Source organism: Nesterenkonia sandarakina, assembly GCF_003003175.1.
Lineage (GTDB): Bacteria > Actinomycetota > Actinomycetes > Actinomycetales > Micrococcaceae > Nesterenkonia > Nesterenkonia sandarakina_A.
Genome location: NZ_PVTY01000010.1, coordinates 77,135 through 98,375, shown reverse-complemented (window position 1 = coordinate 98,375; position 21,241 = coordinate 77,135). Strand labels below are relative to the sequence as shown.

General features: G+C 68.7%; 23 protein-coding genes. 5 read left to right on the top strand and 18 right to left on the bottom strand.

Annotated elements, in window-relative coordinates; all coding sequences use genetic code 11:
• Positions 1 to 105 precede the first annotated feature (105 nt).
• The 9 genes from BCL67_RS09855 to BCL67_RS09815 form a co-directional block, all read right to left on the bottom strand.
• Entirely contained in the window at positions 106 to 1,011 is a 906-nt protein-coding gene (locus BCL67_RS09855; protein ID WP_106123270.1) for an ABC transporter substrate-binding protein, read from the bottom strand.
• A 110-nt stretch (positions 1,012 to 1,121) separates the two neighbouring features.
• The gene (locus BCL67_RS09850; protein WP_106123269.1) at positions 1,122 to 1,793 is read right to left on the bottom strand and encodes an ABC transporter permease; all 672 of its coding nucleotides are present in this window, start codon (positions 1,791 to 1,793) and stop codon (positions 1,122 to 1,124) included.
• Positions 1,790 to 2,470 (bottom strand): ABC transporter permease, encoded by a 681-nt coding sequence (locus BCL67_RS09845; protein ID WP_106123268.1) that lies wholly within the window; start codon positions 2,468 to 2,470, stop codon positions 1,790 to 1,792. Before BCL67_RS09845 ends, BCL67_RS09850 begins: the two co-directional genes overlap by 4 nt.
• The gene (locus tag BCL67_RS09840; RefSeq protein WP_106123267.1) at positions 2,467 to 3,300 is read right to left on the bottom strand and encodes an ABC transporter ATP-binding protein; all 834 of its coding nucleotides are present in this window, start codon (positions 3,298 to 3,300) and stop codon (positions 2,467 to 2,469) included. The genes BCL67_RS09845 and BCL67_RS09840 overlap by 4 nt, the downstream gene beginning before the upstream one ends.
• On the bottom strand, positions 3,297 to 4,202 hold the full coding sequence (locus tag BCL67_RS09835) for a DNA-methyltransferase (protein ID WP_106123266.1): 906 nt from the start codon (positions 4,200 to 4,202) through the stop codon (positions 3,297 to 3,299). Before BCL67_RS09835 ends, BCL67_RS09840 begins: the two co-directional genes overlap by 4 nt.
• An 11-nt stretch (positions 4,203 to 4,213) precedes the next feature.
• Positions 4,214 to 5,989, bottom strand: coding sequence for a DEAD/DEAH box helicase (locus BCL67_RS09830; RefSeq protein WP_106123265.1), 1,776 nt, complete (start codon positions 5,987 to 5,989; stop codon positions 4,214 to 4,216).
• Positions 5,990 to 6,000: 11 nt separating this feature from the next.
• A complete protein-coding gene (locus tag BCL67_RS09825) occupies positions 6,001 to 6,234 on the bottom strand; it encodes a DUF3107 domain-containing protein (RefSeq protein ID WP_106123264.1) in 234 nt (77 codons plus the stop codon).
• Between the two features lie 107 nt (positions 6,235 to 6,341).
• Complete coding sequence (locus tag BCL67_RS09820) at positions 6,342 to 6,992, bottom strand: TetR/AcrR family transcriptional regulator (protein WP_106123263.1); 651 nt, start codon at positions 6,990 to 6,992, stop codon at positions 6,342 to 6,344.
• Positions 6,993 to 7,001: 9 nt separating this feature from the next.
• Positions 7,002 to 7,853, bottom strand: coding sequence for a PHP domain-containing protein (locus tag BCL67_RS09815; protein ID WP_106123262.1), 852 nt, complete (start codon positions 7,851 to 7,853; stop codon positions 7,002 to 7,004).
• Between the two features lie 83 nt (positions 7,854 to 7,936).
• On the opposite strand from BCL67_RS09815, the gene BCL67_RS09810 reads away from it, so the two are divergent.
• Together BCL67_RS09810 and BCL67_RS09805 are read left to right on the top strand one after the other, a co-directional pair.
• Positions 7,937 to 9,559 (top strand): aminopeptidase P family protein, encoded by a 1,623-nt coding sequence (locus BCL67_RS09810; protein WP_106123261.1) that lies wholly within the window; start codon positions 7,937 to 7,939, stop codon positions 9,557 to 9,559.
• Positions 9,560 to 9,720: 161 nt separating this feature from the next.
• Positions 9,721 to 9,996 (top strand): GlsB/YeaQ/YmgE family stress response membrane protein, encoded by a 276-nt coding sequence (locus BCL67_RS09805; protein WP_106123260.1) that lies wholly within the window; start codon positions 9,721 to 9,723, stop codon positions 9,994 to 9,996.
• A gap of 166 nt (positions 9,997 to 10,162) precedes the next feature.
• Here the strand turns inward: BCL67_RS09805 and BCL67_RS09800 are convergent, their stop codons facing one another.
• Complete coding sequence (locus BCL67_RS09800; RefSeq protein ID WP_146131129.1) at positions 10,163 to 11,101, bottom strand: general stress protein; 939 nt, start codon at positions 11,099 to 11,101, stop codon at positions 10,163 to 10,165.
• Between the two features lie 93 nt (positions 11,102 to 11,194).
• Here BCL67_RS09800 and BCL67_RS09795 point away from each other — a divergent pair, with 93 nt between their 5' ends.
• Complete coding sequence (locus BCL67_RS09795; protein WP_106123258.1) at positions 11,195 to 12,325, top strand: Mrp/NBP35 family ATP-binding protein; 1,131 nt, start codon at positions 11,195 to 11,197, stop codon at positions 12,323 to 12,325.
• A 71-nt stretch (positions 12,326 to 12,396) separates the two neighbouring features.
• On the opposite strand, the gene BCL67_RS15485 is transcribed toward BCL67_RS09795, so the two are convergent.
• Complete coding sequence (locus BCL67_RS15485) at positions 12,397 to 13,011, bottom strand: twin-arginine translocase TatA/TatE family subunit (protein ID WP_181255967.1); 615 nt, start codon at positions 13,009 to 13,011, stop codon at positions 12,397 to 12,399.
• Positions 13,012 to 13,037: 26 nt separating this feature from the next.
• Positions 13,038 to 13,811, bottom strand: a complete 774-nt coding sequence (locus tag BCL67_RS09785; RefSeq protein ID WP_146131128.1) for a hypothetical protein — start codon at positions 13,809 to 13,811, stop codon at positions 13,038 to 13,040.
• A gap of 271 nt (positions 13,812 to 14,082) precedes the next feature.
• Here BCL67_RS09785 and BCL67_RS09780 point away from each other — a divergent pair, with 271 nt between their 5' ends.
• Positions 14,083 to 14,733, top strand: a complete 651-nt coding sequence (locus BCL67_RS09780; protein WP_106123256.1) for an O-methyltransferase — start codon at positions 14,083 to 14,085, stop codon at positions 14,731 to 14,733.
• Positions 14,734 to 14,860: 127 nt separating this feature from the next.
• Here BCL67_RS09780 and BCL67_RS09775 read toward each other — a convergent pair whose 3' ends face one another.
• The 3 genes from BCL67_RS09775 to BCL67_RS09765 all read right to left on the bottom strand — a co-directional run bounded on the left by BCL67_RS09775 (position 14,861) and on the right by BCL67_RS09765 (position 16,441).
• Positions 14,861 to 15,031 (bottom strand): DUF3117 domain-containing protein, encoded by a 171-nt coding sequence (locus tag BCL67_RS09775; RefSeq protein WP_084479395.1) that lies wholly within the window; start codon positions 15,029 to 15,031, stop codon positions 14,861 to 14,863.
• Positions 15,032 to 15,131: 100 nt separating this feature from the next.
• Positions 15,132 to 15,581, bottom strand: coding sequence for a DivIVA domain-containing protein (locus tag BCL67_RS09770; RefSeq protein ID WP_219886483.1), 450 nt, complete (start codon positions 15,579 to 15,581; stop codon positions 15,132 to 15,134).
• A 41-nt stretch (positions 15,582 to 15,622) separates the two neighbouring features.
• Positions 15,623 to 16,441, bottom strand: a complete 819-nt coding sequence (locus tag BCL67_RS09765; RefSeq protein WP_106123255.1) for an SIR2 family NAD-dependent protein deacylase — start codon at positions 16,439 to 16,441, stop codon at positions 15,623 to 15,625.
• Positions 16,442 to 16,545: 104 nt separating this feature from the next.
• Here BCL67_RS09765 and BCL67_RS09760 point away from each other — a divergent pair, with 104 nt between their 5' ends.
• On the top strand, positions 16,546 to 17,001 hold the full coding sequence (locus BCL67_RS09760) for a DUF4870 domain-containing protein (protein WP_181255966.1): 456 nt from the start codon (positions 16,546 to 16,548) through the stop codon (positions 16,999 to 17,001).
• A gap of 48 nt (positions 17,002 to 17,049) precedes the next feature.
• On the opposite strand, the gene BCL67_RS09755 is transcribed toward BCL67_RS09760, so the two are convergent.
• From BCL67_RS09755 to BCL67_RS09745, 3 genes are all read right to left on the bottom strand, one after another.
• Positions 17,050 to 17,880 carry an ABC transporter permease gene (locus BCL67_RS09755; RefSeq protein ID WP_106123253.1) on the bottom strand — a complete coding sequence of 277 codons (831 nt, stop codon included), beginning with the start codon at positions 17,878 to 17,880 and terminating at the stop codon, positions 17,050 to 17,052.
• Positions 17,877 to 18,866 (bottom strand): ATP-binding cassette domain-containing protein, encoded by a 990-nt coding sequence (locus BCL67_RS09750; protein ID WP_106123252.1) that lies wholly within the window; start codon positions 18,864 to 18,866, stop codon positions 17,877 to 17,879. Before BCL67_RS09750 ends, BCL67_RS09755 begins: the two co-directional genes overlap by 4 nt.
• 167 nt (positions 18,867 to 19,033) lie before the next feature.
• The gene (locus BCL67_RS09745; protein WP_106123251.1) at positions 19,034 to 21,232 is read right to left on the bottom strand and encodes a prolyl oligopeptidase family serine peptidase; all 2,199 of its coding nucleotides are present in this window, start codon (positions 21,230 to 21,232) and stop codon (positions 19,034 to 19,036) included.
• Between the last annotated feature and the right edge of the window lie 9 nt (positions 21,233 to 21,241).

Sequence of the window (21,241 nt, the reverse complement as noted above, 5' to 3'; positions counted from 1 at the left end):
TAGACCTGTGGGTTTGTCGTAGGCCTAGAGCTCTACGATTCGCCACAGGTCTACGATTTTTCACGCGCGGGCGGGGATCCGCTCGGCGGGTGGGATCAGTTCAGATCAGTTCAGGCCCTGCTCGCTGAGCCAGTCGGCGGCCACATCGGCGGCGTCGGCCTGCTCATCGACGCTCTGGCTGTTCAGCGAGATCAGCTCTTCGCTGGTCAGCGCGGCGTTGACCTCGTCGAGCACCGCTGCGGAGGCCTCATCGACGCGCTCCGAGACCACCGGGATCACGTTCTGCGGGAGCACCAGCTCCTCGGGGTCCTCGAGCACCACCAGGTCCTCGGCTTCGATGATCGGATCGGCGCTGTAGATGTCGGCGACCTCCACGTCTCCGCTGAGCAGCGCGTCCACGGTCAGCGGGCCGCCGGAGTCCTGGACCGTGACCACACTGATCTCCACGCCGTACACGTCCTGGAGGCCCTCGGGGCCGTAGGGCCGGGTCTCGAACTCGGAGTTCGCCGCGATGCGCAGATCCTCGATGCCGGCGAGGTCGGAGACCTCGGTGAGGTCGTTCTCCTCCGCGAGCTCCGACGTGACCACGAAGCTGTCCTGGTCGGTGGCCTCAGCGGGCTCGAGCACGCGCAGCCCCTCGGGCAGCGTCTCCCCCAGTGCGGCGGTGATCTCCTCCAGGCTGGCGGCCTCGGCCTCCTCGTCGTAGTACTGCAGGAAGTTGCCCGCGTACTCGGGGAAGATGTCGATCGCTCCGGCTTCGATCTCCGAGACGTAGACCTCGCGCTGGCCGATGTCGAACTCCCGCTCGACCTCGATGTCCTCGGCCTCCAGCGCCTGGGCGTAGAGCTCGGCGATGATGGTGTTGGAGTAGTACTGCTGGGATCCGATCACCAGGGCCCCGCCCTGCTCGGCATCTGACTCAGCTTCGTCGGCGAGCGGGTCTCCGCCGCCGCAGCCGGTCAGTGCCAGAGCGGCGATCGTTCCCGTGACCCACAGTCCGGTGCTCTTCATGGTCGTCCTCTTTCTCTTGGCAGCTCCCACTTTGGCGGCAACTTGTCCTGAGAGAAATCTTCGCAGAAACTCCACACCAGCGGCGGAGTATGGTCAGTGCGCAGTCACATTCATCCCGCGCCGGCCAATCCCGGGACCCGACGCAGCAGCCGCTGGGTGATCCCGAACGTGGCGTCCACCAGGATCGCGAGCAGGATCACCACCAGGGAGGCGCCGAGCATCACGGCGTAGTCATAGGTCTGCAGCCCCAGGAACAGCTGACGTCCGAGCCCGCCGGCGCCGACATAGGCCGCGAGCGTGGCGGTGGCGATGATCTGCAGCGCGGCGAGCCGCAGTCCGCTCAGGATCAGCGGCAGCCCCAGCGGGATCTCTACTCGGGTGAGGACCTGCCAGCCGCTCATCCCCTGGGCGCGCGCGGCGTCCACGGTGGCCTGATTGACCGATTCCACCCCGGCATAGGCGCCGGCCAGCACCGAGGGCGCGGCGAGGATCACCAGCGCCACCATCGGGGCGGTGAGTCCGATCCCGGTGAACAGCGCGACCAGGGTCAGCAGGCCCAGCGTGGGCAGCGCACGGGCGGCGCCGGTGGCCAGGATCGCGATGCCGCGGCCCTTGTGCGTGTGCCCGATCGCCAGGCCCAGGGGCAGCGCGATCGCCGCCGAGATCCCGAGTGCGAGCAGCGTGTAGCCCAGGTGCTCCAGAGAGCGCACCCAGAGCCCGCCGGGTCCGGCCCAGGCTTCGGCGGTGAACAGCCAGTTCAGCGCCTCGAGGATGTTGGTCATGCTGCGACCTCCCGGGCCCGGGTCGGCAGCGGACGACGACGCCGGCTCGTCTGCTGCCAGGGCATCAGCATCCGCCCGGCCAGGACCAGCAGCAGATCGCAGATCAGCGCGAGCACCACCGTCATCACGATCCCGGCCACGATGGAGCCGATGATGTTGCGGGCGAACCCGTCGGTGAACAGCGAGCCCAGCGAGCTGACCCCGAGCACCGCACTGACCGAGACCAGGCTGATCGAGCTTACGCAGACCACCCGTACCCCGGCGAGCAGGGCGGGACCGGCCAGCGGAAGCTCCACGGTGAAGAAGCGCCCGACCCCGGAGAATCCGATGGCGGTGGCGGAGGTGCGCACGTCGGCGGTCACCGCGTCCAGGGCCTCCGCGGCAGAGCGCACCATGAGGGCCAGGCCGAAGATCGAGAGCGCGATGACCACGTTGAGCGGGTCGCGCACCGAGGTGCCGATCAGCGCGGGCAGCAGGATGAACAGCGGCAGCGAGGGCACCGCGTAGAGCAGCCCGGTGCCGGTGAGCACCGGTTCACGCAGCACCCGGACCCGGTTCGCGCCCCAGGCCAACGGGATCGAGAGCACGAAGGCGATGACCACCGCCGGCAGGCTCAGCGCGAGGTGCGCGAGCGTGAGCTCCCCGATCCGGGGGAGGTTCTCCAGGACCCAGGTCATGGGCGCTGGACCGGCTGGGAGTCGACCACGCCCAGGGGTCGGCCCTGAGCGTCGGAGATCAGCCAGCCGCCGTCGTCGGCCGTGGCAGCGGTCAGCGACCGTCGGCCCGAGTCCAGGCCGAGGAAGCGCGAGACGAACTCGTCCTGCTGGTTCTGTACCAGCTCGGCAGGCGTGCCCGCGGCGGCGATCTCACCGCCGGCCTTGAGCACCACGATCTGATCCCCCAGGGTCAGCGCCTCGTCGATGTCGTGGGTGACGAAGATGATGGTCTTCTTCAGCTCGGCCTGGACCCGGGAGAGCTCGCGCTGCAGCTCAACGCGGACCAGCGGGTCCACGGCGCCGAAGGGCTCGTCCATGAGCAGGATGTTCGGATCGGCGGCGAGTCCGCGGGCCACGCCGACGCGCTGCTGCTGGCCGCCGGAGAGCTGCCCGGGATAGCGCACGCCCAGGGAGGCGTCGAGTCCGACGATCTCCATCAGCTCGTAGCCGCGGGCCCGGGCGTCGGCCCGGGAGGCACCGTTGAGCCGGGGCACGGTGGCGATGTTGTCGATGACCCGGCGGTGCGGGAGAAGTCCGGAGTGCTGCATGACGTAGCCGATGCGGCGGCGCAGGGCGACCGGTTCGACGTCGGCCACGTCTTCGTCGTCGATGAGCACGGCGCCGGAGCTGGGGTCCACCATCCGGTTGACCATCCGCAGCAGGGTGGTCTTCCCGCAGCCGGAGGAGCCCAGCAGCACGGTGGTGGTGTGCGAGGGCACGGTGAGGCTGAAGTCCTGGACCGCGGCGGTGCCGTCCGGGTAGGTCTTGTTGACCTGCCGAAATTCGATCATGACGCCTCCATCAATGCCTGTCGGTGGACCTGCGCGTGCTCGCCCAGACGATTCTGCATCACATCCAGGGCCTGCGGGGAGGAATCGATGCAGATGAAGCGCCGACCGGTCTCCACGGCGACCGCGCCGAGGGTGCCGGAGCCGGCGAAGAAGTCGAGCACCCAGTCCCCCGGGTTCGAGGAGGCCTGGACCATTCGGCGGACCAGTCCCACCGGTTTCTGCGTGGGGTACCCGGTCTTCTCCCGGCCCGTGGGCGAGACGATGGTGTGCCACCAGACATCGGTGGGCAGCTTCCCGCGCGCGACCTTCTCGGCGGTGACCAGCCCGGGCGCCATATACGGCTCGCGGTCCACGGCCTCGGCGTTGAAGATGTAGCCGCGGGGGTTCTTCACGTAGACCAGGATCGTGTCGTGTTTGGTGGGCCAGCGCTTCTTGGTGCGCCCGCCGTAGTCGTAGGCCCAGATGATCTCGTTGAGGAAGCACTCGCGCCCGAAGATCGCGTCGCAGAGGACCTTCGCGTAGTGCACCTCGCGGTAGTCCAGGTGCAGGTAGAGGGTGCCCTCATCGGCGAGCAGCCGCCAGGCATGCAGGAGCCGGGGCTCGAGGAACTCCCAGTAGTCGGTGAAGGAGTCGTCGTATTCAGCGAGTGCGCGGCGGACCGTGTCATAGCTGCGTCCACGGAATCCCGACCGGTTGCCCTCACCGTCAGGTCGCCGGGTGTTGGTGGTCTTGGTGGCCCGCTGGGCCCGCCCGGTGTTGAACGGCGGGTCCAGGTAGATCACCGTGAACGCGCCGTCGGGCAGGTTCGGCAGGAGCTCGAGGTTCTCGCCCTCGAGCACCTGCGAACCACCGTCGGGGTCGAAGCTGCGGCTGCGCGCCGCAGCACTCTCCCCGGCACTCACATCGGTGCCGTTCAGCTCTCGCTGGGGGCGTTCTCGCCGCCGGAGCCGCCGCGACGACGACGACGCCGCCTGGGCTGCGTGGCGGACTCTGAACCCTCAGACGGCGCAGCAGACTCGGCAGGCTGACCCTGCTGGGCCTGGCCGGCGGAGCCGGTGTCCTCGCCGCCGCGGGTGCGGCGACGGCTGCGGCTGCGCGGGGCGGCTGAGCCCTCGGCTGCGGGTGCGGACTCCTGGGAGGAGTCCCGGCTTGAGTCGTCGGTGCGGGTGCGTCCGCGGCCGGAGTCCCGGCCGCCGGAGCGTCCGCCGCGTGAGGAGTCGCGATCGCCGGAGCGACCACCACGCCCACCCTCGCGGTCGCCGCCGCGTCCGCCGCGACCGGAGTCCCGGTCGCCGCGTCCGCCGCTGGACTTGCGCTTCTCGGGTCCGCCCAGGTCCTCGAGCTCCTCGGCGTCCAGGCCGGCCTTGGAGCGCTTATGCCGCGGCAGGCGTCCCTTGGTGCCCTTGGGGATGTCGAGGTCCTCGTAGAGGTGCGGTGAGGAGGAGTAGGTCTCGATGGGTTCCGGGATGCCCAGGCCGAGGGCCTTGTCGATGAGCTTCCACTTCGGCATGTCCTCCCAGTCGACGAAGGTCACGGCGATGCCGGTCTTGCCGGCACGACCGGTGCGGCCCACGCGATGGAGATAGGCCTTCTCGTCATCGGGGGCGGTGAGGTTGATGACGTGGGTGATGTCGGTGACGTCGATGCCGCGGGCGGCGACGTCGGTGGCGACGAGCACGTCGATCTTCTCGTTGCGGAAGGCGCGCAGGGCCTGCTCGCGGGCGCCCTGGCCGAGGTCGCCGTGGATGGCGCCGGCGGCGAAGCCGCGGGACTGCAGCTCGGCGGAGAGCCGGTCGGCCTGGCGCTTGGTCCGGGTGAACACGATGGTGCGACCGCGGCCCTCGGCCTGGAGCAGACGGGCGATGACCTCGTCCTTGTCCAGGTGGTGCGCCCGGTAGACCAGCTGCCGGATGTCCTTCTTGGTGATGCCCTCGTCCAGCGGATCAGCAGCGGAGATGTGCGTCGGCTTGGACATGTAGCGGCGCGCCATGGCGACCACGGGGCCGGGCATCGTCGCGGAGAAGAGCATGGTCTGACGACCGACCTCCGGGACGGCGGAGAGCAGCGTCTCCACGTCGGGGAGGAAGCCGAGGTCGAGCATCTCGTCGGCCTCGTCGAGGACCACGATGTTGACGTTCTTCAGCTTCAGGTGGCGCTGCCGGTGCAGGTCGATCAGCCGGCCGGGGGTGCCGACGACGATCTCGACGCCGCGGTCCAGCTCTTCGATCTGCGGCTCATAGGCACGGCCGCCGTAGATGGTGGCCACGCGGATCCCGCGACGGGCGGCGGCGACCTTGATGTCGGAGGCCACCTGCACGGCGAGCTCGCGGGTGGGTGCCACGATGAGCGCCTGGGGCGCTCCGGGGGCCGGAAGGTCGTCATAGCCGGCGTCGTCGGGGCTGGTCACACGCTGGATGGCGGGGATGCCGAAGCCCAGGGTCTTGCCGGTGCCGGTCTTGGCCTGGCCGATGATGTCGTAGCCGCCCAGCGCGATCGGCAGGGTCTCGGCCTGGATCGGGAAGGGGGTGGTGATCCCCTTGGCGGCGAGGGCCTCGACGATCTCGGGGCGCACGTTGAAGTCTGCGAAGGTGAGGCTGGAGGCTTCGACGGCCTCGACGAGCTCAGGATCAGCGGCGGCGAGCGTGGTGTCCGTCTCGGCGGCTGAGGGCTCGGTGGTCTGTTCAGTCATAGGTACTTTCATTAGGCGACTGCGGCTGCGAAGCCCACAGTCTGTTTGGTGTCGGAGCCGATCTCCACGTAGCCGATGGACGCGACGGGCACGACGATCTTCTTGCCGCGGCGATCTTCCAGGCTGAGCAGCGGCTGCGCACCTTCGATGGCGGTGGCCACGGCCTGCTCGATATCCTCGGGCTTGGCGTCGGTCTCGATGACGATCTCGCGAGAGACGTGCTGAATGCCGATACGTACTTCCATGCCAACTCCTTGAATCTATGGGCTGCGCCCACTTCGAAGAGTTCCGCAGGTGCCCGTCGGGCGGGCGGATGCGAAGAAGCGGGCGGGTTTACCTGCCTCGAGTCTACCTACCTTGTGCTGTCCGTGCTTTCAGACTCCTTCGGGAAGCCCGAGATTCCGCGCCAAGCCAAACGAGCGGTCAGCTGCGCGGAGACCTCCCGGTCCGGGCGCTCGGAGAGCCGGCTCCAGTGCCGGGCCGCCGAGAGCGCCATCCCGATGAGTCCGTGGCCGAGCATCGTGGCCTCGGCCATCGGCTGGCCGGTGTCGTCGGCGATGACCTCGGCGATCGCGGCGGCCATGTCGTCGTGGAAGCGTTCCAGCCGGTCTTCGACCTCGTCGTCGTTGTCCATGCCGGAGGTGAAGACCAGCCGGTAGGCCTCGTCCTTGCGGGAGATGAACTCGTAGAAGGCCCCCATGGTGGCCTGCACCCGGTCCTTGTTGTCCTCCGCCAGGGACAGCGCCTGGGTGAGCTCGTGCTCCAGCGCCCCCAGGTGGGTGTCGAGCAGCCCGAGGAAGAGCTCGTGCTTGCCGGGGAAGTGCTGATAGAGCACCGGCTTGGAGACCTGGGCGATCTCGGCGATGTCATCCATCGAGGCGCCGTGATACCCCTTGGCCACGAAGACCTGCAGCGCGCACTCCAGCAGCTGGGTGCGGCGCTGTTCCCGCGGCAGCCGCTTGGCTCGCACGACGCCGGCCGGGTCTCTGGTGCTCTGACTCATGGGGACAGTCTATTCAGGCCGGATCGGCGCGATCCCGGTGGCCTGCGCGCACAGCGCCTCCACCGTCTCCCAGGGGGTGGTGTTCTCCCCGATGAGGTTGTCCTTACCGGTGCCGTGATAGTCCGAGGAGCCGGTGACCAGCAGGTCATGACGGGCGGCCAGCTCGCGGAGCACCTCGCGGCCCGACTCGGCATTGTCCCGGTGGTAGACCTCCACCCCGGCGAGGCCTGCGGCGACCATCTCCTCGAGCTGCTCGACGCTGACCGTGCGCCCGCGGGCGGAGGCCATGCCGTGGGCCAGCACCGGGACTCCCCCCGCCTCGCGGACCAGCCGGATCGCCGTCGCCGGGTGCATGTTGTCCTGGCCGACGTAGTAGGGAGAGGCCGAGTGCAGCAGGTGGTCGAAGGCCTCCTGCCGATCAGCGACCGCGCCGATGCCCACGAGCGCGTCGGCCAGGTGCGGACGCCCGACGGTGGCCCCGGCGCTGACATGCTGTTCCACGGTCTCCCAGGTCAGCGGGAAGTCCACCGAGAGCCGGTCCGCGATCCGCCGTGCTCGGTGCAGCCGACCATCCCGGGCCTTTGCGACGGCGGCCGAGAGTCCGGGGTGCAGCGGGTCGTGGAGGTAGCTGAGCAGGTGGACGCTGATCCCGTTCTCGGTCAGCGTGGTGATCTCCATGCCGGGCAGCAGGGCGATCCGGTGCTCGAGAGCGGCCGCGATCGCCTCGTCCCATCCGGAGGTGGTGTCATGGTCGGTCAGCGCGAGCCCCTGCAGTCCGGCGGCGGCCGCAGCCGCGATCACCGCGGCAGGAGATTCGGTGCCGTCGGAGACGTTCGAATGGGTGTGCAGGTCCACGCTCATGCCCCTCAGCCTACCGGCCAGCCCCCGGCAGAACCGCCTTCAGCAGACCCGCCCCGGCAGGGTCGCCCACCTAGACTGGGGCCATGACCAGTTCAGAGAACATGACCAGTTCAGAGAAGCAGGATGAGTTCGACGTCGTCTCGCCGTCCTCCTCAGCGGGATTCACCCCCGCGCAGGCACCCGATCAGGCGCAGGAGCTCAGCGACCGGGTGAACAACCGCTCACAGCGGCCCACCTCTGAGGCGTTCAAGGAGTTCATGGCCTCCAGCTGGGCCCCGGCCGAGCCGGTGCAGCACGAGCGCGATGAGGTCGCCGACCACGCGTCGGCGAGGCGCAGCGCGGTCTCGGCGCAGTTCCCGGGCGAGCGGCTGGTGATCCCCGCGGGACCGCACAAGGTGCGCTCGAATGACACCGACTACCGGTTCCGCCCCCACTCGGCCTTCGCCCACCTCTCCGGACTCGGCGTCGACCACGAGCCAGGTGCCGTGCTGGTCTTCGAGCCCGTGGACGAGGGCACCGGTGATCACGGTTCAGGACATGAGGTCACGCTCTACTTCAAGCCGATGGCCGGCCGCGACACCCAGGAGTTCTACGCCGACGCCCGGCACGGCGAGTTCTGGATCGGGCCCCGGCCCGGACTCGAGGAATTCGCCCAGCGGCTCGGGCTTCGCACCGCGGACTCCGGGGCGCTGGAGGTCGCCGTGACCAAGAACGCCGGCCCGGTCGAGTTCGGCGGCACCAGGATCCGGCTCCTGCGCGAGGTCGACATGGACGTGGACGCCCTGGTGGACACCTCGCGGATCAACACCACCGTGGACCTGGAGACCTCGGATGCCTTCGACGGCGAGCTGGCCGAAGCACTCTCGGAGCTGCGCCTGGTCAAGGACGAGTGGGAGGTCGCGCAGATGCGCGTCTCGGTCGACGCCACGATCGCCGGCTTCCACGATGTCATCGCAGCCCTGCCGCGCGCGGCCGACCATGCCCGCGGCGAGCGGATCGTCGAGGGCGCGTTCTTCGCTCGCGCCCGACTGGAGGGCAACGATCTCGGCTACGACACGATCGCCGCCGCCGGAAACAACGCCACCGTGCTGCACTGGATCCGTAACCACGGTGCGGTGCGCCGCGGAGACCTTCTGCTGCTCGATGCCGGCGTGGAGGCGGACTCGCTCTACACCGCCGATATCACCCGCACCTTGCCCGTCAACGGCGAATTCTCTCCGACACAGCGCAGGATCTACGACGCGGTCCTTGCCGCCGCCGATGCCGCCTTCGCGGTGGTCCGGCCCGGGATCCGGTTCCGGGAGATCCACGCCGCCGCGGTCACGGTCCTCGCCGAGCACCTCGATGACTGGGGACTGCTTCCGGTCAGCCTCGAGGAGGCCCTGGCGGAGACCGGACAGCATCACCGCCGGTGGATGCCGCACGGCACCAGCCACCACCTCGGTCTGGACGTCCACGACTGCGCCCAGGCCAAGCGCGAGCTCTACCTCGACGGGGTCCTGGAACCCGGAATGGTCTTCACCATCGAGCCTGGACTGTATTTCAAGAATGAGGATCTCGCCGTGCCTGCAGAGTTCCGTGGGATCGGAATCCGGATCGAAGATGACGTGCTCGTCACGCCCGACGGTGCAGAGAATCTCTCCGCGGCACTCCCCCGCACCGCGCAGGACATTGAACGGTGGATGCAGCAGGTCTGGAATGACTGAAAACCCTGGTCCTGACCTGGGAAGAACTGCGCTACGGCGGTAACAGAACTGTGATGTAGGCGATCTCTGTCAGACACAAAAGAATGCTAGATCCTGCATTCGAGACGTTAGGCTGGAATCAGTCGAACCTGACAGGTTCAGAAAAACACTGGAGGAACATCATGGGAATCATTGCTTGGCTCGTCCTGGGCCTCATCGCCGGCGCCATCGCTCGCCTCATCCTGCCCGGCAAGCAGGCCGGCGGCTGGATCGCTGCACTGGTCACCGGTGTGCTCGGCGCACTGCTCGGCGGCTTCATCGCCTCGGCAGTCTTCGGCATCAACGTCAACGACTCGTTCTTCGATCTCGCCACCTGGCTCTTCGCCATCGGCGGCGGCGTCCTGGTTGCCTTCATCTGGCAGGCCATCACCGGTCGCCGCGGTCGCAAGACCGTCTGAACCACTTCAGCGCGGAACACTGTTCTTGATTGAACCGACACCGTACTGAACCACAGAAGCGCCTCGCCCGTCCGAGCTCCACTGGAGCATCGGATGGACGGGGCGCTTCTGTGTGTGCCGGAAGGTCTGCCGGAGGCTCAGCTGCTGACCTCAGATTGATGGACGGTCAGGAGCTGCGCGGTGGGTCGTCGGTGCTGTCAGAAGGCGCGGGTGAGTCCTGGTCAGGTGTGCGGGTCGGCTCCGCGGCTGGATCCCCGGCGGGCTGGCTGACAGGACCTTCTGCGCCACCCTCCGCGCCGGCTTCGGCCGGAGTCTGGGCTGACGGGACGCGCACGCCGTAGCGTGGACGACCATCGGGAAGATCGTTGTACCCGGCCACGAACCGATCGGGAGCGGCTTCGGGCGCCGTCGTCGTCTCCTGGCCGACGCTGTGCTGACCCGAGTTCGGCTGCCCCGAGCCCTGTTCTCCCGCCCCCTGCTGTCCTGAGTTCGGCTGTCCCTGCACGGGCTGGGCCGGCGCTGACCCCGGCCTGGCTGACCCGGACTGGGCGGAGGCAGGCTGGGCGGGCATGAGCCGCGCCGAGGACTGCGAGGTCGGGTCGTTGTAGGCGTTGAGGCTCATCACCTGCGCCCCGGGGACCAGCTGGCGCGCCCGGTGGGCCGAGGAGAACTCGCAGACCACGTCGAAGGTGGTCGCCACCAGCTGGGAGGAGGAGGCGTACTCGCGCTTGCCCTTGCGCATGCCGAAGCCGATGACTCCGATGATCATCCAGATCGCCATGCCCAGCACCACCGAGAAGGCGAAGTTATAGATGCTGGCCTCGGGGCTGAACAGGTAGAGGATCAGGCCGATGAAGGCACCGAACATGGCGCCCTGTGCGGCCCCACCGAGGGCGACGCGCGGGTAGGTCAGCCGGGTGCGGATGTGCTCCACCGAGCGCAGGTCGTTGCCCACGATGGTCAGGGCCTTCACGTCGAAGTCCTCGGCCGCGGTGAGATGGTCCACCACCTTCTGCGCGTCCTCGTAGGAGCGGTAGCGTCCGAGCAGTTCGCCCTTCGGCAGCCCTCCGGTGAACATTCCGCCTGCACTGGTCCCAGCATTCATCGACATTCCTCCATCATCTCAGGTCCACACCTGTGGCGGAGCCCTCCGCAGACCAGCGACGTCATGGCCGGCCCGGACTCGTAGACTGGGGCGGTGTCTGATCCCTCCATCACCGAACGCATCCGCCAGCGCCTGGCCGAGGTCATCGATCCGGAGCTGCGCCTGCCCATCACCCAGCTCGGCATGGTGGGTGAGATCAGCGTCGATGACGCCGGCGCCGCCCAGGTGGGGGTCAAGCTGACCATCGCCGCCTGCCCGATGCGCAGCCGGATCGTCGAAGACGTCACCGCCGCCGCCGTGCGCGCTGAAGGGGTCTCCACCGCCTCGGTCCAGCTGGGGGTGATGACTCCCGAGGAGCGTGCCGAGCTCAAGGATCATCTGCGCGGCGGCGAGACCGGGAAGGTCAATCGCTTCGCCCAGCCGGAGAACCTCACGCGGGTCTACGCCGTCGCCTCGGGCAAGGGCGGCGTCGGCAAGTCCTCGGTGACGGTGAACCTTGCCTGCGCGATGGCCGCGCAGGGACTCAAGGTCGGCATCGTCGACGCGGACATCCATGGCTTCAGCGTCCCGGACCTGATGGGCATCACCGACAAGCCCACCCGGCTCGATGAGATGATCCTGCCGCCGGTGGCCTACGGGGTGAAGACCATCTCGATCGGGATGTTCGTCGAGGGCAACCAGGCGGTGGCCTGGCGCGGCCCGATGCTGCACCGAGCGGTGGAGCAGTTCCTCACCGACGTGCACTTCGGTGATCTCGACGTGCTGCTGCTGGATCTGCCTCCCGGCACGGGTGACATCGCGATCTCGGTGGCGCAGCTGCTGCCCGGCTCCGAGCTGCTGGTGGTCACCACTCCGCAGGTCGCGGCGTCGAGTGTGGCCGAACGGGCCGGCGCGCTGAGCTCGCAGACCAAGCAGCGCGTGGCCGGGGTGATCGAGAACATGGGTCCGATGACCCTGCCCGACGGCTCCAGCTTCGAGCTCTTCGGCTCCGGCGGAGGCCAGCTGGTCGCCGACCGGCTCAGCGCATCGCTGGAGGCCGAGGTCCCGCTGCTGGGCTCGGTGCCGCTGGACATGAACCTGCGCGAGGCCGGCGACGACGGCGAGCCGGTGGTGCTCTCGGCTCCTGACTCACCGGCCGGAGTCGCGCTGCGCGGGATCGCCTCCCGCTTGGCGGTGCAGCGGCGCGGCATCAGCGGCCGGAAGCTGCCGATCAGCCCCGTCTGATCGGCTCGAGGGCCGGCGTGAGGGCGGGCGCAGTTCCACTTGGGGCCTGCCGGTCCGGTGCCGCGGAGGGCTCAGGTGGCCTCGGTGTCGAAGGGCGCCGCGCGCCCGGCGTCGACCTGACGGCCGGGATCCTTCACGCTGGGATCCTCTGTGCCGGCGTCTTTCGTGGGGCGATCCTTCGTGGCTGGATCTGACGGGCCGCGCTCTGAGCCTGTGGCAGCGGAGCCCTTTGCTGCCCCGGCGCCGGCCATACCGGCTGCGACTGCACCCGTGGAGCGCTTGGCGGCGGAGGGCGACACTCCCCCGGTCGGGGCCGCACCGGCTGGGCCGGTGTCCTTCTTGCTGCGGAAGAGTTCACGCGGATCCGTCGCGGCGCGGGCGGAGTCCAGGGTTCCGGTCACCGCTGACCGGGTCTCGCGGAAGTCATCGCCGTATTCGTTGCTCAGCGCGTCGCGGATGATCCGGCGCGGGTCGTACTGCCGGGGGTCATAGCGCTTCCAGTCGACGTCGTCGAAGTCGGTGCCCGTCTCGTCCTTGAACCGGCCTTTGGCGTCCTCGGCCAGGTCCCTGGCCTGCCGTGCCCAGCGGGCCAGATTCCGGGCGTACTGCGGAAGTCGTTCCGGGCCGAGGATGACGAGCGCGAGAACGACCAGGATCACGAACTCGTAGGCGTTGATTCCAGGCACAGCTCAACCCTACCGTCAGCGTCGACTCAGTCGGTGAGCCAGGCGAGCAGCTCTTCGAAGCCGCGTTCGAGCCGCTCGGAGCCGGAGGGGACGATCGGCAGCACCTGCACCCGTGAGCGGTCGGTGGCCATCACCCAGTTCGAGATCTGCTCAGCGGTCTCTGCGGGCAGATCGGAGGTGACCACGTACTGCACCCGCGAGCTCTCCATGGCGGCGGTCCATTCCTGGGACTCCTCGGAGACGTAGAGCTGGCAGTCATCACCGGTGCGCAGCGCGAGGGTCTCCCGCACGGCCGCAGAGGTGTCCACGACATCGTCGAGCTTCGATTCCAATGCCGCCAGCTCGACCCCGGACTCCTCCGGGCGGGTCTCGGAGATGTCGAGCCGATGCTCACCGTCGGTGAGTCGCACCTGGACCGTGCGGACCCCGTCGACCACTCCGGTCTCGGCGTACTCGGTGGCCAGACCGAAGCCCGCGAGATGCGGGACGGACCAGCCCAGGCTCTTGAGGGCGTTCAGGCTGTCCAGGGGGATCTGCTGGATCTCGGTGCTCTCCGGGGCGCCGGGCAGAGTGGCGTCGGAGGCGTCGATGGGGATCAGGTTCAGGTCGGTGCTGGTCAGCGGGGTGCTTGCCGCGCCGTCATCGGCGAAGCGCTCCTCTTCCTGCGTGCTGGACTGTGAGCCCTGGGGCAGCAGCGACTGGACCGAGTTGATCTGAGGCAGTGCGCGTCCCCCGACGACCCAGGCCGCGACGAAGACGAGGACTCCCAGCATCGCGAGGACCAGCAGGGTCAATGCCACCAGCCACCCGGCGCGCGGCCGCGTGGCTTGGTGGGCGACCGCTCCTCGCTGCCATCCGTGGTGAGACTCACCGCGATTAGCACCGGAGGCGGATCGAGTGCTGCGATCGTGCCTGATCATCCTGACTATCATGAGGGGTAGAACTGGGCAAAAGCTGAAAATTTGGACAATATTCGCTTTTGGGACGACCGTCCGGCGCTCCGAGGTGCGGCGATCCCACCGGTGCACGCGCCCCGGTTGCCCGGTCATTCGTTCACGCAGAGAAGGTCCCATGAAAAACCAGCATTCCCAGCACTCGGTCAAGCATTCAAGCTGGGCCTACGCGGAGCAGCACGCCGAGGAGGAGCCCGCACTGGTGCAGGCGCGTCGCCGCGCGGAGAACCTCGGGGTGCAGCCAGTGAGCCAGGGGGTGGCCTCGTTGCTGACCGTGCTCGCGGCCAGCGCCCGGGCACATGCCCTGGTCGAGGTGGGGACCGGGGTCGGCGTCTCCTCGTTGGCGCTGCTCCGCGGTGCGACGCCGGACGCGGTCCTGACCAGCATCGACTACGAGGCAGACCATATCCACGCGGCGCGAGAGACCTTCCGCGACGCCAGGCTGGCCTCGGCTCGCACACGGCTGATCACGGGACGGGCTGAGCAGGTGCTGGCGCGGCTGACCACCGGCGGCTATGACCTGGTGTTCGTCGACGCGGAGGCGGCACACGCGGTGGAGTATGCCGAGCAGGGCATCAGGCTTCTGCGCCCGTCAGGTCTGCTGATCATCAACGATGCTCTGGACCATGACCGGCTCGCACGCCCGGCGGTGCGAGACGACTCCACTCAGCAGATGCGGGAGCTGGAGCGCCGGGTCCTCGAGGACGATCGCCTGCGCACGGCGATGCTCGGGACAGGTTCGGGACTGTTGGTCGCTGTCCGGCGCTGAGCCGCGGCGGTCTGCTGTCGATGCCGGTGCTTCGAGGAAGACCGGGTGCCGGCCCAAGGGCACCGGGTGGATCAGGCAGATACGGTTCAGGCCGGTCGCGCTGTGCGCAACCGGCCTGAACCGAGGATCATTCTCCGACGGCCTTGATGAGGCACTGCTTGAGCGCCTGGGCCTCTTCGTTGTTGATCTCCAACACCAGCCGGCCCCCTCCGTCGATAGGCACCCGCATGATCAGGCTGCGGCCCTCCTGAGTGACCTCCATCGGACCGTCGCCAGTGCGCGGTTTCATTGCAGCCATCGAGTGCATCCCTTCCGAAGTTCTCTAACGTGCTTGTCCATGTCTGATGCAAAGATCCAGCACCTGAACTGGTTCCATTATCTCGCATCTGCGAGGAATGTCACTCCACTCGTGGATATCCGAGCCTCGAATGGTCCTGACCTGGCGGGCTTAGATCCTGGTCAGGCCCGTCAGAAGCAGGATGCGCAGGATCAAGGTCAGGTTCTGCGAACGTCAGAAACCTGTCTTCCGGAGGGTCGATCGAGGGCATCGCGGCGCTCTCGATCTCCTGTGGCCTGTCGTGTGGAGGCGTCTCCAGCTGCGCGGCGAGCGCGTCGAGGAGTCGGTCTACCTGATCCATCCGGTAGCCGCGCACCGCTGAGTCCAGGCGGACCTCCTGGAGGTCGGCCGCTCTGATCGGCTGATCGGCTCTGCGACGGAGCAGATCATCAACCTCGGACTCGCGCATATCGGATTCCTCCTGGGGCACCGCTGCACCCTCCCAGCGTCCGAGCAGGGCGGCGACCGCCGTTCCGAGCAGCACCACGGCGATTAGGTATAGCCAGAGCATGGACTCAGCCTATCCCTCGTGCAGCCCGCCGGCCGGGCGGGTCACGACCGCCGGTCCCGGGTGGACTCTGTGACCGCCTGCACGAGAGCCGGCAGCAGCTCTCCGGCCGGGCCGCGCAGCCGATGATGCATCGCGTCGCTGAGCTCCGTGGGCTCGGGATTGATCTCGATCAGTGGGGTCCCGCGCTCCATGCCGAGCAGCGGCAGCGAGGCCGCCGGCTGAACCAGACCCGAGGTCCCCACGACCAGGATCAGGTCCGCCGCGCGTATCGCGTCCGCTGCGGCCTCGAACGGCTCCATCGGCAGGGGTTCGCCGAACCAGACCACTCCCGGCCGGATCAGCCCTTCCTCACAGACCTGGCACAGCGGCGGATCGGACGGCTCTGCGGGAGCGGCGTCGGAGTCGTACCGGGGTGCGGGCAGCTCGACGGGGGCCTCGCACTCGGCGCAGCGGTAGGCGGTGCTGCTGCCGTGCAGATGGGCGAGGACCTCGGCGCCGGCCCGTTCATGCAGGTCATCGACGTTCTGGGTGGCGATGCTCAGGCTGCCCCCGCTGCCGGTGAGCTGCCGCTGCCACTCGGCCAGCGCCTGGTGACCCCGGTTCGGGGCGACGCGCTGGATCAGCGCGGCGCGCCATCGGTACCAGGTGTGCACCAGGGCAGGGTCGCTCTCGAAGGCCTCCGGAGTGGCCAGGTCCTGGGCGGAGAACCGCTCCCACAGTCCGGTCGGGACCTCCCGGAAGGTCGGCACCCCGGACTCGGCCGAGATTCCGGCGCCGCTGAAGACCGCGACGTGCTGTGCGCCGCGGGCCAGGCTGAGGACGTCTTCTGGGATGGACGGTGAACCGGACTGATCAGACATGTCCTCCACCGTATCGATCGCGGCGCGCGGAGACTACGCTGGCCCTCACGTGAGCGTTCCCGGCGAAGCCCATGTCCCTGCCCACCGCAGACCTCGGAGGAACGATGACACAGCCCGCCCACCCCTCGGGTGCAGATGGTGAATGGCAGCAGGGCTCCGACGGGCAGTGGCGCAAGCTGCCGCCGGGCGGCGGCTACAACACCGCCGGTCAGCCGGCCGACCGGCCCGCTGTGCCGGTGAGCGCCGGTGAGGAGCAGGGCTGGGGGGTGGCGATGCACCTGGGCGGCGTCTTCCTGTCCTGGCTGGTGCCGCTGGTGCTGTGGCTGGTGTTCCGCCAGCGCAGCCGGATGCTCGATGATCACGGCAAGGAGGCGCTGAACTTCCAGATCACGCTGTTCATCGCCTACCTCGTCGGCGCGGCCACGACGATCATCCTGATCGGCTTCCTGATCCTGTTCCTCGCCTGGGTGCTCTCGGTCGTGTTCAGCATCCTGGCCGCCGTCGCCGCCTACAACCGCCGCCCGTATCGCTATCCGCTGACCATCCGGTTCATCAAGTGAGCTGAGGCAGCTGATTCGAGCGGTCCGCCAGGGTCAGCTGCTGCCGGCTCAGCTCTTGCGGTTGTAGAAGTACATCGAGAGCGGACCGAAGACCCCGACCAGCACCGCGCAGTAGACCAGCACCAGGGTGACGCTGGAGAACTGACCGACGCCCGCCATCAGCTCACGGATGGCGGTCACCACCACGGACACCGGGTTGACCTCGACCGCGCCCTGCAGCCAGCTGGGCATGGTCTCGGGGTCCACGAAGATGTTCGAGGCGAAGGTCAGCGGCATCATGATGAACATCGAGATGCCCATTGCGGCCTGCTCGGTGCGCACCAGCAGCGAGATCACCGTCCAGACCCAGGAGAGGCTGAAGCTGAAGAGCAGCAGCAGCACGAAGGCCATCAGCACTCCGGCCATGCCGCCCTCGGGCCGGAAGCCCATCACGAAGCCCACGCCGAGGATGATGGTGCCCGCCAGGACGTAGCGGATCTGGTCCCCGAGCAGCGCACCGACCAGCTGCGCCGGACGCCAGGTGGGGAGCGAGCGGAAACGGTCGAAGACGCCCTTGGAGATGTCCCGGTTCAGGGTCAGGCCGGTGTACATCGTGATCATGATCATGGTCTGCACGAAGATCCCGGGGATCAGCCACTGCACGTAGCCGTCCACCGATCCGGCGATCGCCCCGCCGAAGATGTAGGTGAACATCACGGTCATCATGATCGGGAAGACGGTGACGTCGAAGAGCTGCTCGGGGATGTGTTTGATCTTCAGCAGCGCGCGCCATCCATAGGTCAGCGACGCGCTGATCGCGCCTGCCGGTGCGGGTCGCTGGTCTGCGGGGACCAGGACGCTCCTGATCCGCTGGTTCTGATCCTGCGCCGTGGTGGTCACGCCGCCTCCTCCTGTGCGTCTGCGGTCTCCCCGTCAGGCGCTTCGTGAACTGTCTTGTGGCCGGTCAGGGCGAGGAACACCTCGTCCAGGCTGGGCTGGCCCAGCGCGAAGGTCTCCACCGCGATGGCGGAGTCCTGCAGCGCGATCAGTGCCGACGCGGCACGCGACTCGTCCTCGAGTCGCACGGTCAGCGCCGCCGGGTCTGATTCGCGGATGACCTCGGCCAGCAGGGTGCGGCCGAGGATCTCGGCGGCCTCCTCACGGCGGGTCGCCTCGGCCACCCGCACCTTCAGCGCGCCGGTGCCGACCTGGGCCTTGAGCTGCCCGGGGGTCCCCTCGGCGATCACCTTGCCGGTGTCGATGACGGCGATCCGGTCGGCGAGCTGATCGGCCTCCTCCAGGTGCTGGGTGGTCAGCAGGATCGTGGTGCCACCCTCGACCAGGGTCCGGATGATGTCCCAGACCTGGTTGCGGCTGCGCGGATCGATGCCGGTGGTGGGCTCGTCCAGGAACATCAGCTGCGGGGTCACGATGAGTGAGCCGGCGATGTCGAGGCGTCTGCGCATGCCCCCGGAGTACTTCTTGACCTGGCGGCCGGCGGCGTCGGTGAGACCGAAGGCGTCCAGCAGGGTCATGCCGCGGACCTTGGCCTCACGGGAGTTGTAGCCGAGCAGCCGGCCCAGCAGCATCAGGTTCTCGATCCCGGTCAGGTCCTCGTCCAGCGAGGCGAACTGGCCGGTCAGGGCGATCTTCTCGCGAATGGCCTTGGGCTCGGTGAACACATCATGCCCCAGCACCCGGGCCTCGCCCGCGTCGGGGCGCAGCAGCGTGGCCAGCATCCGGATCGCCGTCGTCTTCCCGGCACCGTTGGGGCCCAGGACGCCGTAGATGCCGCCCTGGGCGATCTGCAGGTCGATGCCGTCCACCGCGGCCGTGTTGCCGAACCGTTTGACCAGCCCGCGCGTTTCAATGGCTGGCACAGTCATGCGCAGCGATCCCCCCTGGAATTGGTGCTGTTGGTCTCTGCTCGATCAGTCCTGGTCAAGCGTCTCTGATCGATCACTTCATCGTCTCCCCCGGCCCGCGTTCCAGCGCGCCGGGGTCGGATCGATCCGCTCCAGTCTAGTCCGCAGCGGCCGGGAGGGAACCCCTCTCAGCCCAGCTGCTGCCAGAGCCAGCGGTAGATGAGTGCATTCATCCGTGCCTGCTGCTCCGGGTTCGCCGCGCCGCCGTGGCCGCCCTCGGTGTTCTCCCAGTAGGTGACGTCGGCGCCGAGCTCCTCCAGGGCGGCGGTCATCTTCCGGGCGTGTCCGGGGTGGACCCGGTCATCGCGGGTGGAGGTGGTCAGCAGCACCGGAGGGTAGTCCACACCCGCGGTCACCAGGTGATATGGCGAGAAGCTCTGGATGAACTCCCAGTCCGCGGTCTCCGGGTCGCCGTATTCCGCGCGCCAGGAGGCACCGGCGAGCAGCTGGGCGAAGCGGCGCATGTCCAGCAGCGGCACCTGGATGACCACGGCGCCGAAGAGCTCGGGGTACTGCGTGAGCATGTTCCCGGTGAGCAGTCCGCCGTTGGAGCCGCCGCGGCAGGCGAGCTTCTCCACGGTGGTCACCCCGGTGCTCACCAGATCTCGGGCGACCGCGGCGAAGTCCTCGTAGGCGCGGTGCCGGTTCTCCTTCAGCGCGGCATGGTGCCAGCCGGGCCCGTACTCGCCGCCGCCGCGGATGTTGGCCACGGCGAAGACTCCCCCGGCCTCCAGCCAGGCCTTGCCGGCGAGTCCGAGGTAGCTCGGGGTCTGCGAGATCTGGAATCCGCCATAGCCGTAGAGGATCGTCGGGTGCGGCTCGGGTCCGGTGATCTGCGTGGCGCCCGGGACCGTCGCAGCGTTCGCGGTCTCCACCGCCTGCACGGCGTCGGCCCGGCCGATCAGGAAATACGGGATCCGGGTGCCGTCGGCGCTGGTGGCGAAGCTCTGCGCCGAGGCAAGTCCATCGGCCTCGAAGCGTTCGGGGGCCTGCTTGATCAGCTCCAACGACGGCGGCTGGCCGCTCCGCAGCCCGGCGAGATCGCCGCGGTAGAGGCTGGTGGGGGTGATCCAGTCATTGCTGGTGACCCAGACCTCCTCCGATTCCTCCTCGTCCACGGCCGCGACGCCCAGGGAACCGTTCAGCTCACCGAAGACTGCGCTGGCCCGCCACTGGCCGGCCTCGCGCCAATGCGCCTCGACCCGGTGGATCACGTCGTCCAGGATCGTCACCAGGATGGTCTCCCGGGTGACCGTCACGCCCAGCAGGGCCGCTGACTCGGTGGGTTCGAAGAGCACCCGCAGCGCGGGCTCCCCGGCGATGAACCGCTCGGCGTCGCCGACGATCAGGCTGCCTCCGCGGTACTCCACCCCGTGATGGGTGAAGTCGGTGCGCGGGCGCAGCAGGATCAGATCGCGGTGGAAGCCCACAGAGACGTCGGTGGGCACCTCGATCAGCGTCATCGCGTCCTGCGCGGCCGGGTCGATCAGGTAGGTCTCACGGTCGTAGAAGCCCAGCAGCCGCACCCCGAGGTGCCGCTCGAAGCCGGGGGTGCGGTCGTAGCCGGCGACGGCGGTCATGTGGTCGGCCTCGACGCTGAGCACCTCCTGGGCCTCCGTGAGCGGAGTGCCGCGGTGCCAGCGGCGGGCCACCCGCGGGTAGCCGGAGCTGGTGACGGCGTCGACGCCGTCGTCGTGGGTGAGGTAGACGGTGTCGGTGTCGATCCAGCTCAGCCCGCCCTTGCCCTGCGGGCGGTGGAACCCGCCCTCGGACTCGGGGACGAAGCGCCGGGTCACCAGGTCGAACTCGCGGGTGACATCGGCGTCGGAGCCGCCCGGGGAGAGCGAGATCAGCGTGTGGCGCCACGGGCTGGGCCGCCCGGCGTCGTCGGCCGCGGTCCCGGGCCCCGAGGTGCCGTGCGGGCGCAGCACCTCGGCGCCGTGCCAGACCCAGGTGACGCCCTCCTCGGCGCTGAGCGCGTCGAGATCCAGCAGGATCTCCCACTCGGGGGTCTCGCTGCGGTAGGACTCCTCGGTGGTGCGCCGCCAGAGGCCCTGCGGGTGAGCCTCGTCGGTCCAGAAGTTGTACAGGTGCTCGCCGCGCTTGGTGACGCCGGGGATCCGATCGGACGCGTCGAGGATCTCACGCAGCTCGGTGCGCAGCGGGTCGAATTCAGCGTCCTGGATCCGCTCCTCGGCGCGGGCATTGCGCTGGCGCACCCAGTCCAGGGCGCGGTCTCCGGTGACCTCCTCGAGCCAGAGATGCGGGTCCGCCTGGGACGGGTCGAGGTCGGGGTTGATCAGGGGGTTCGCCGAGGGGACTGTCATCCCTCAATC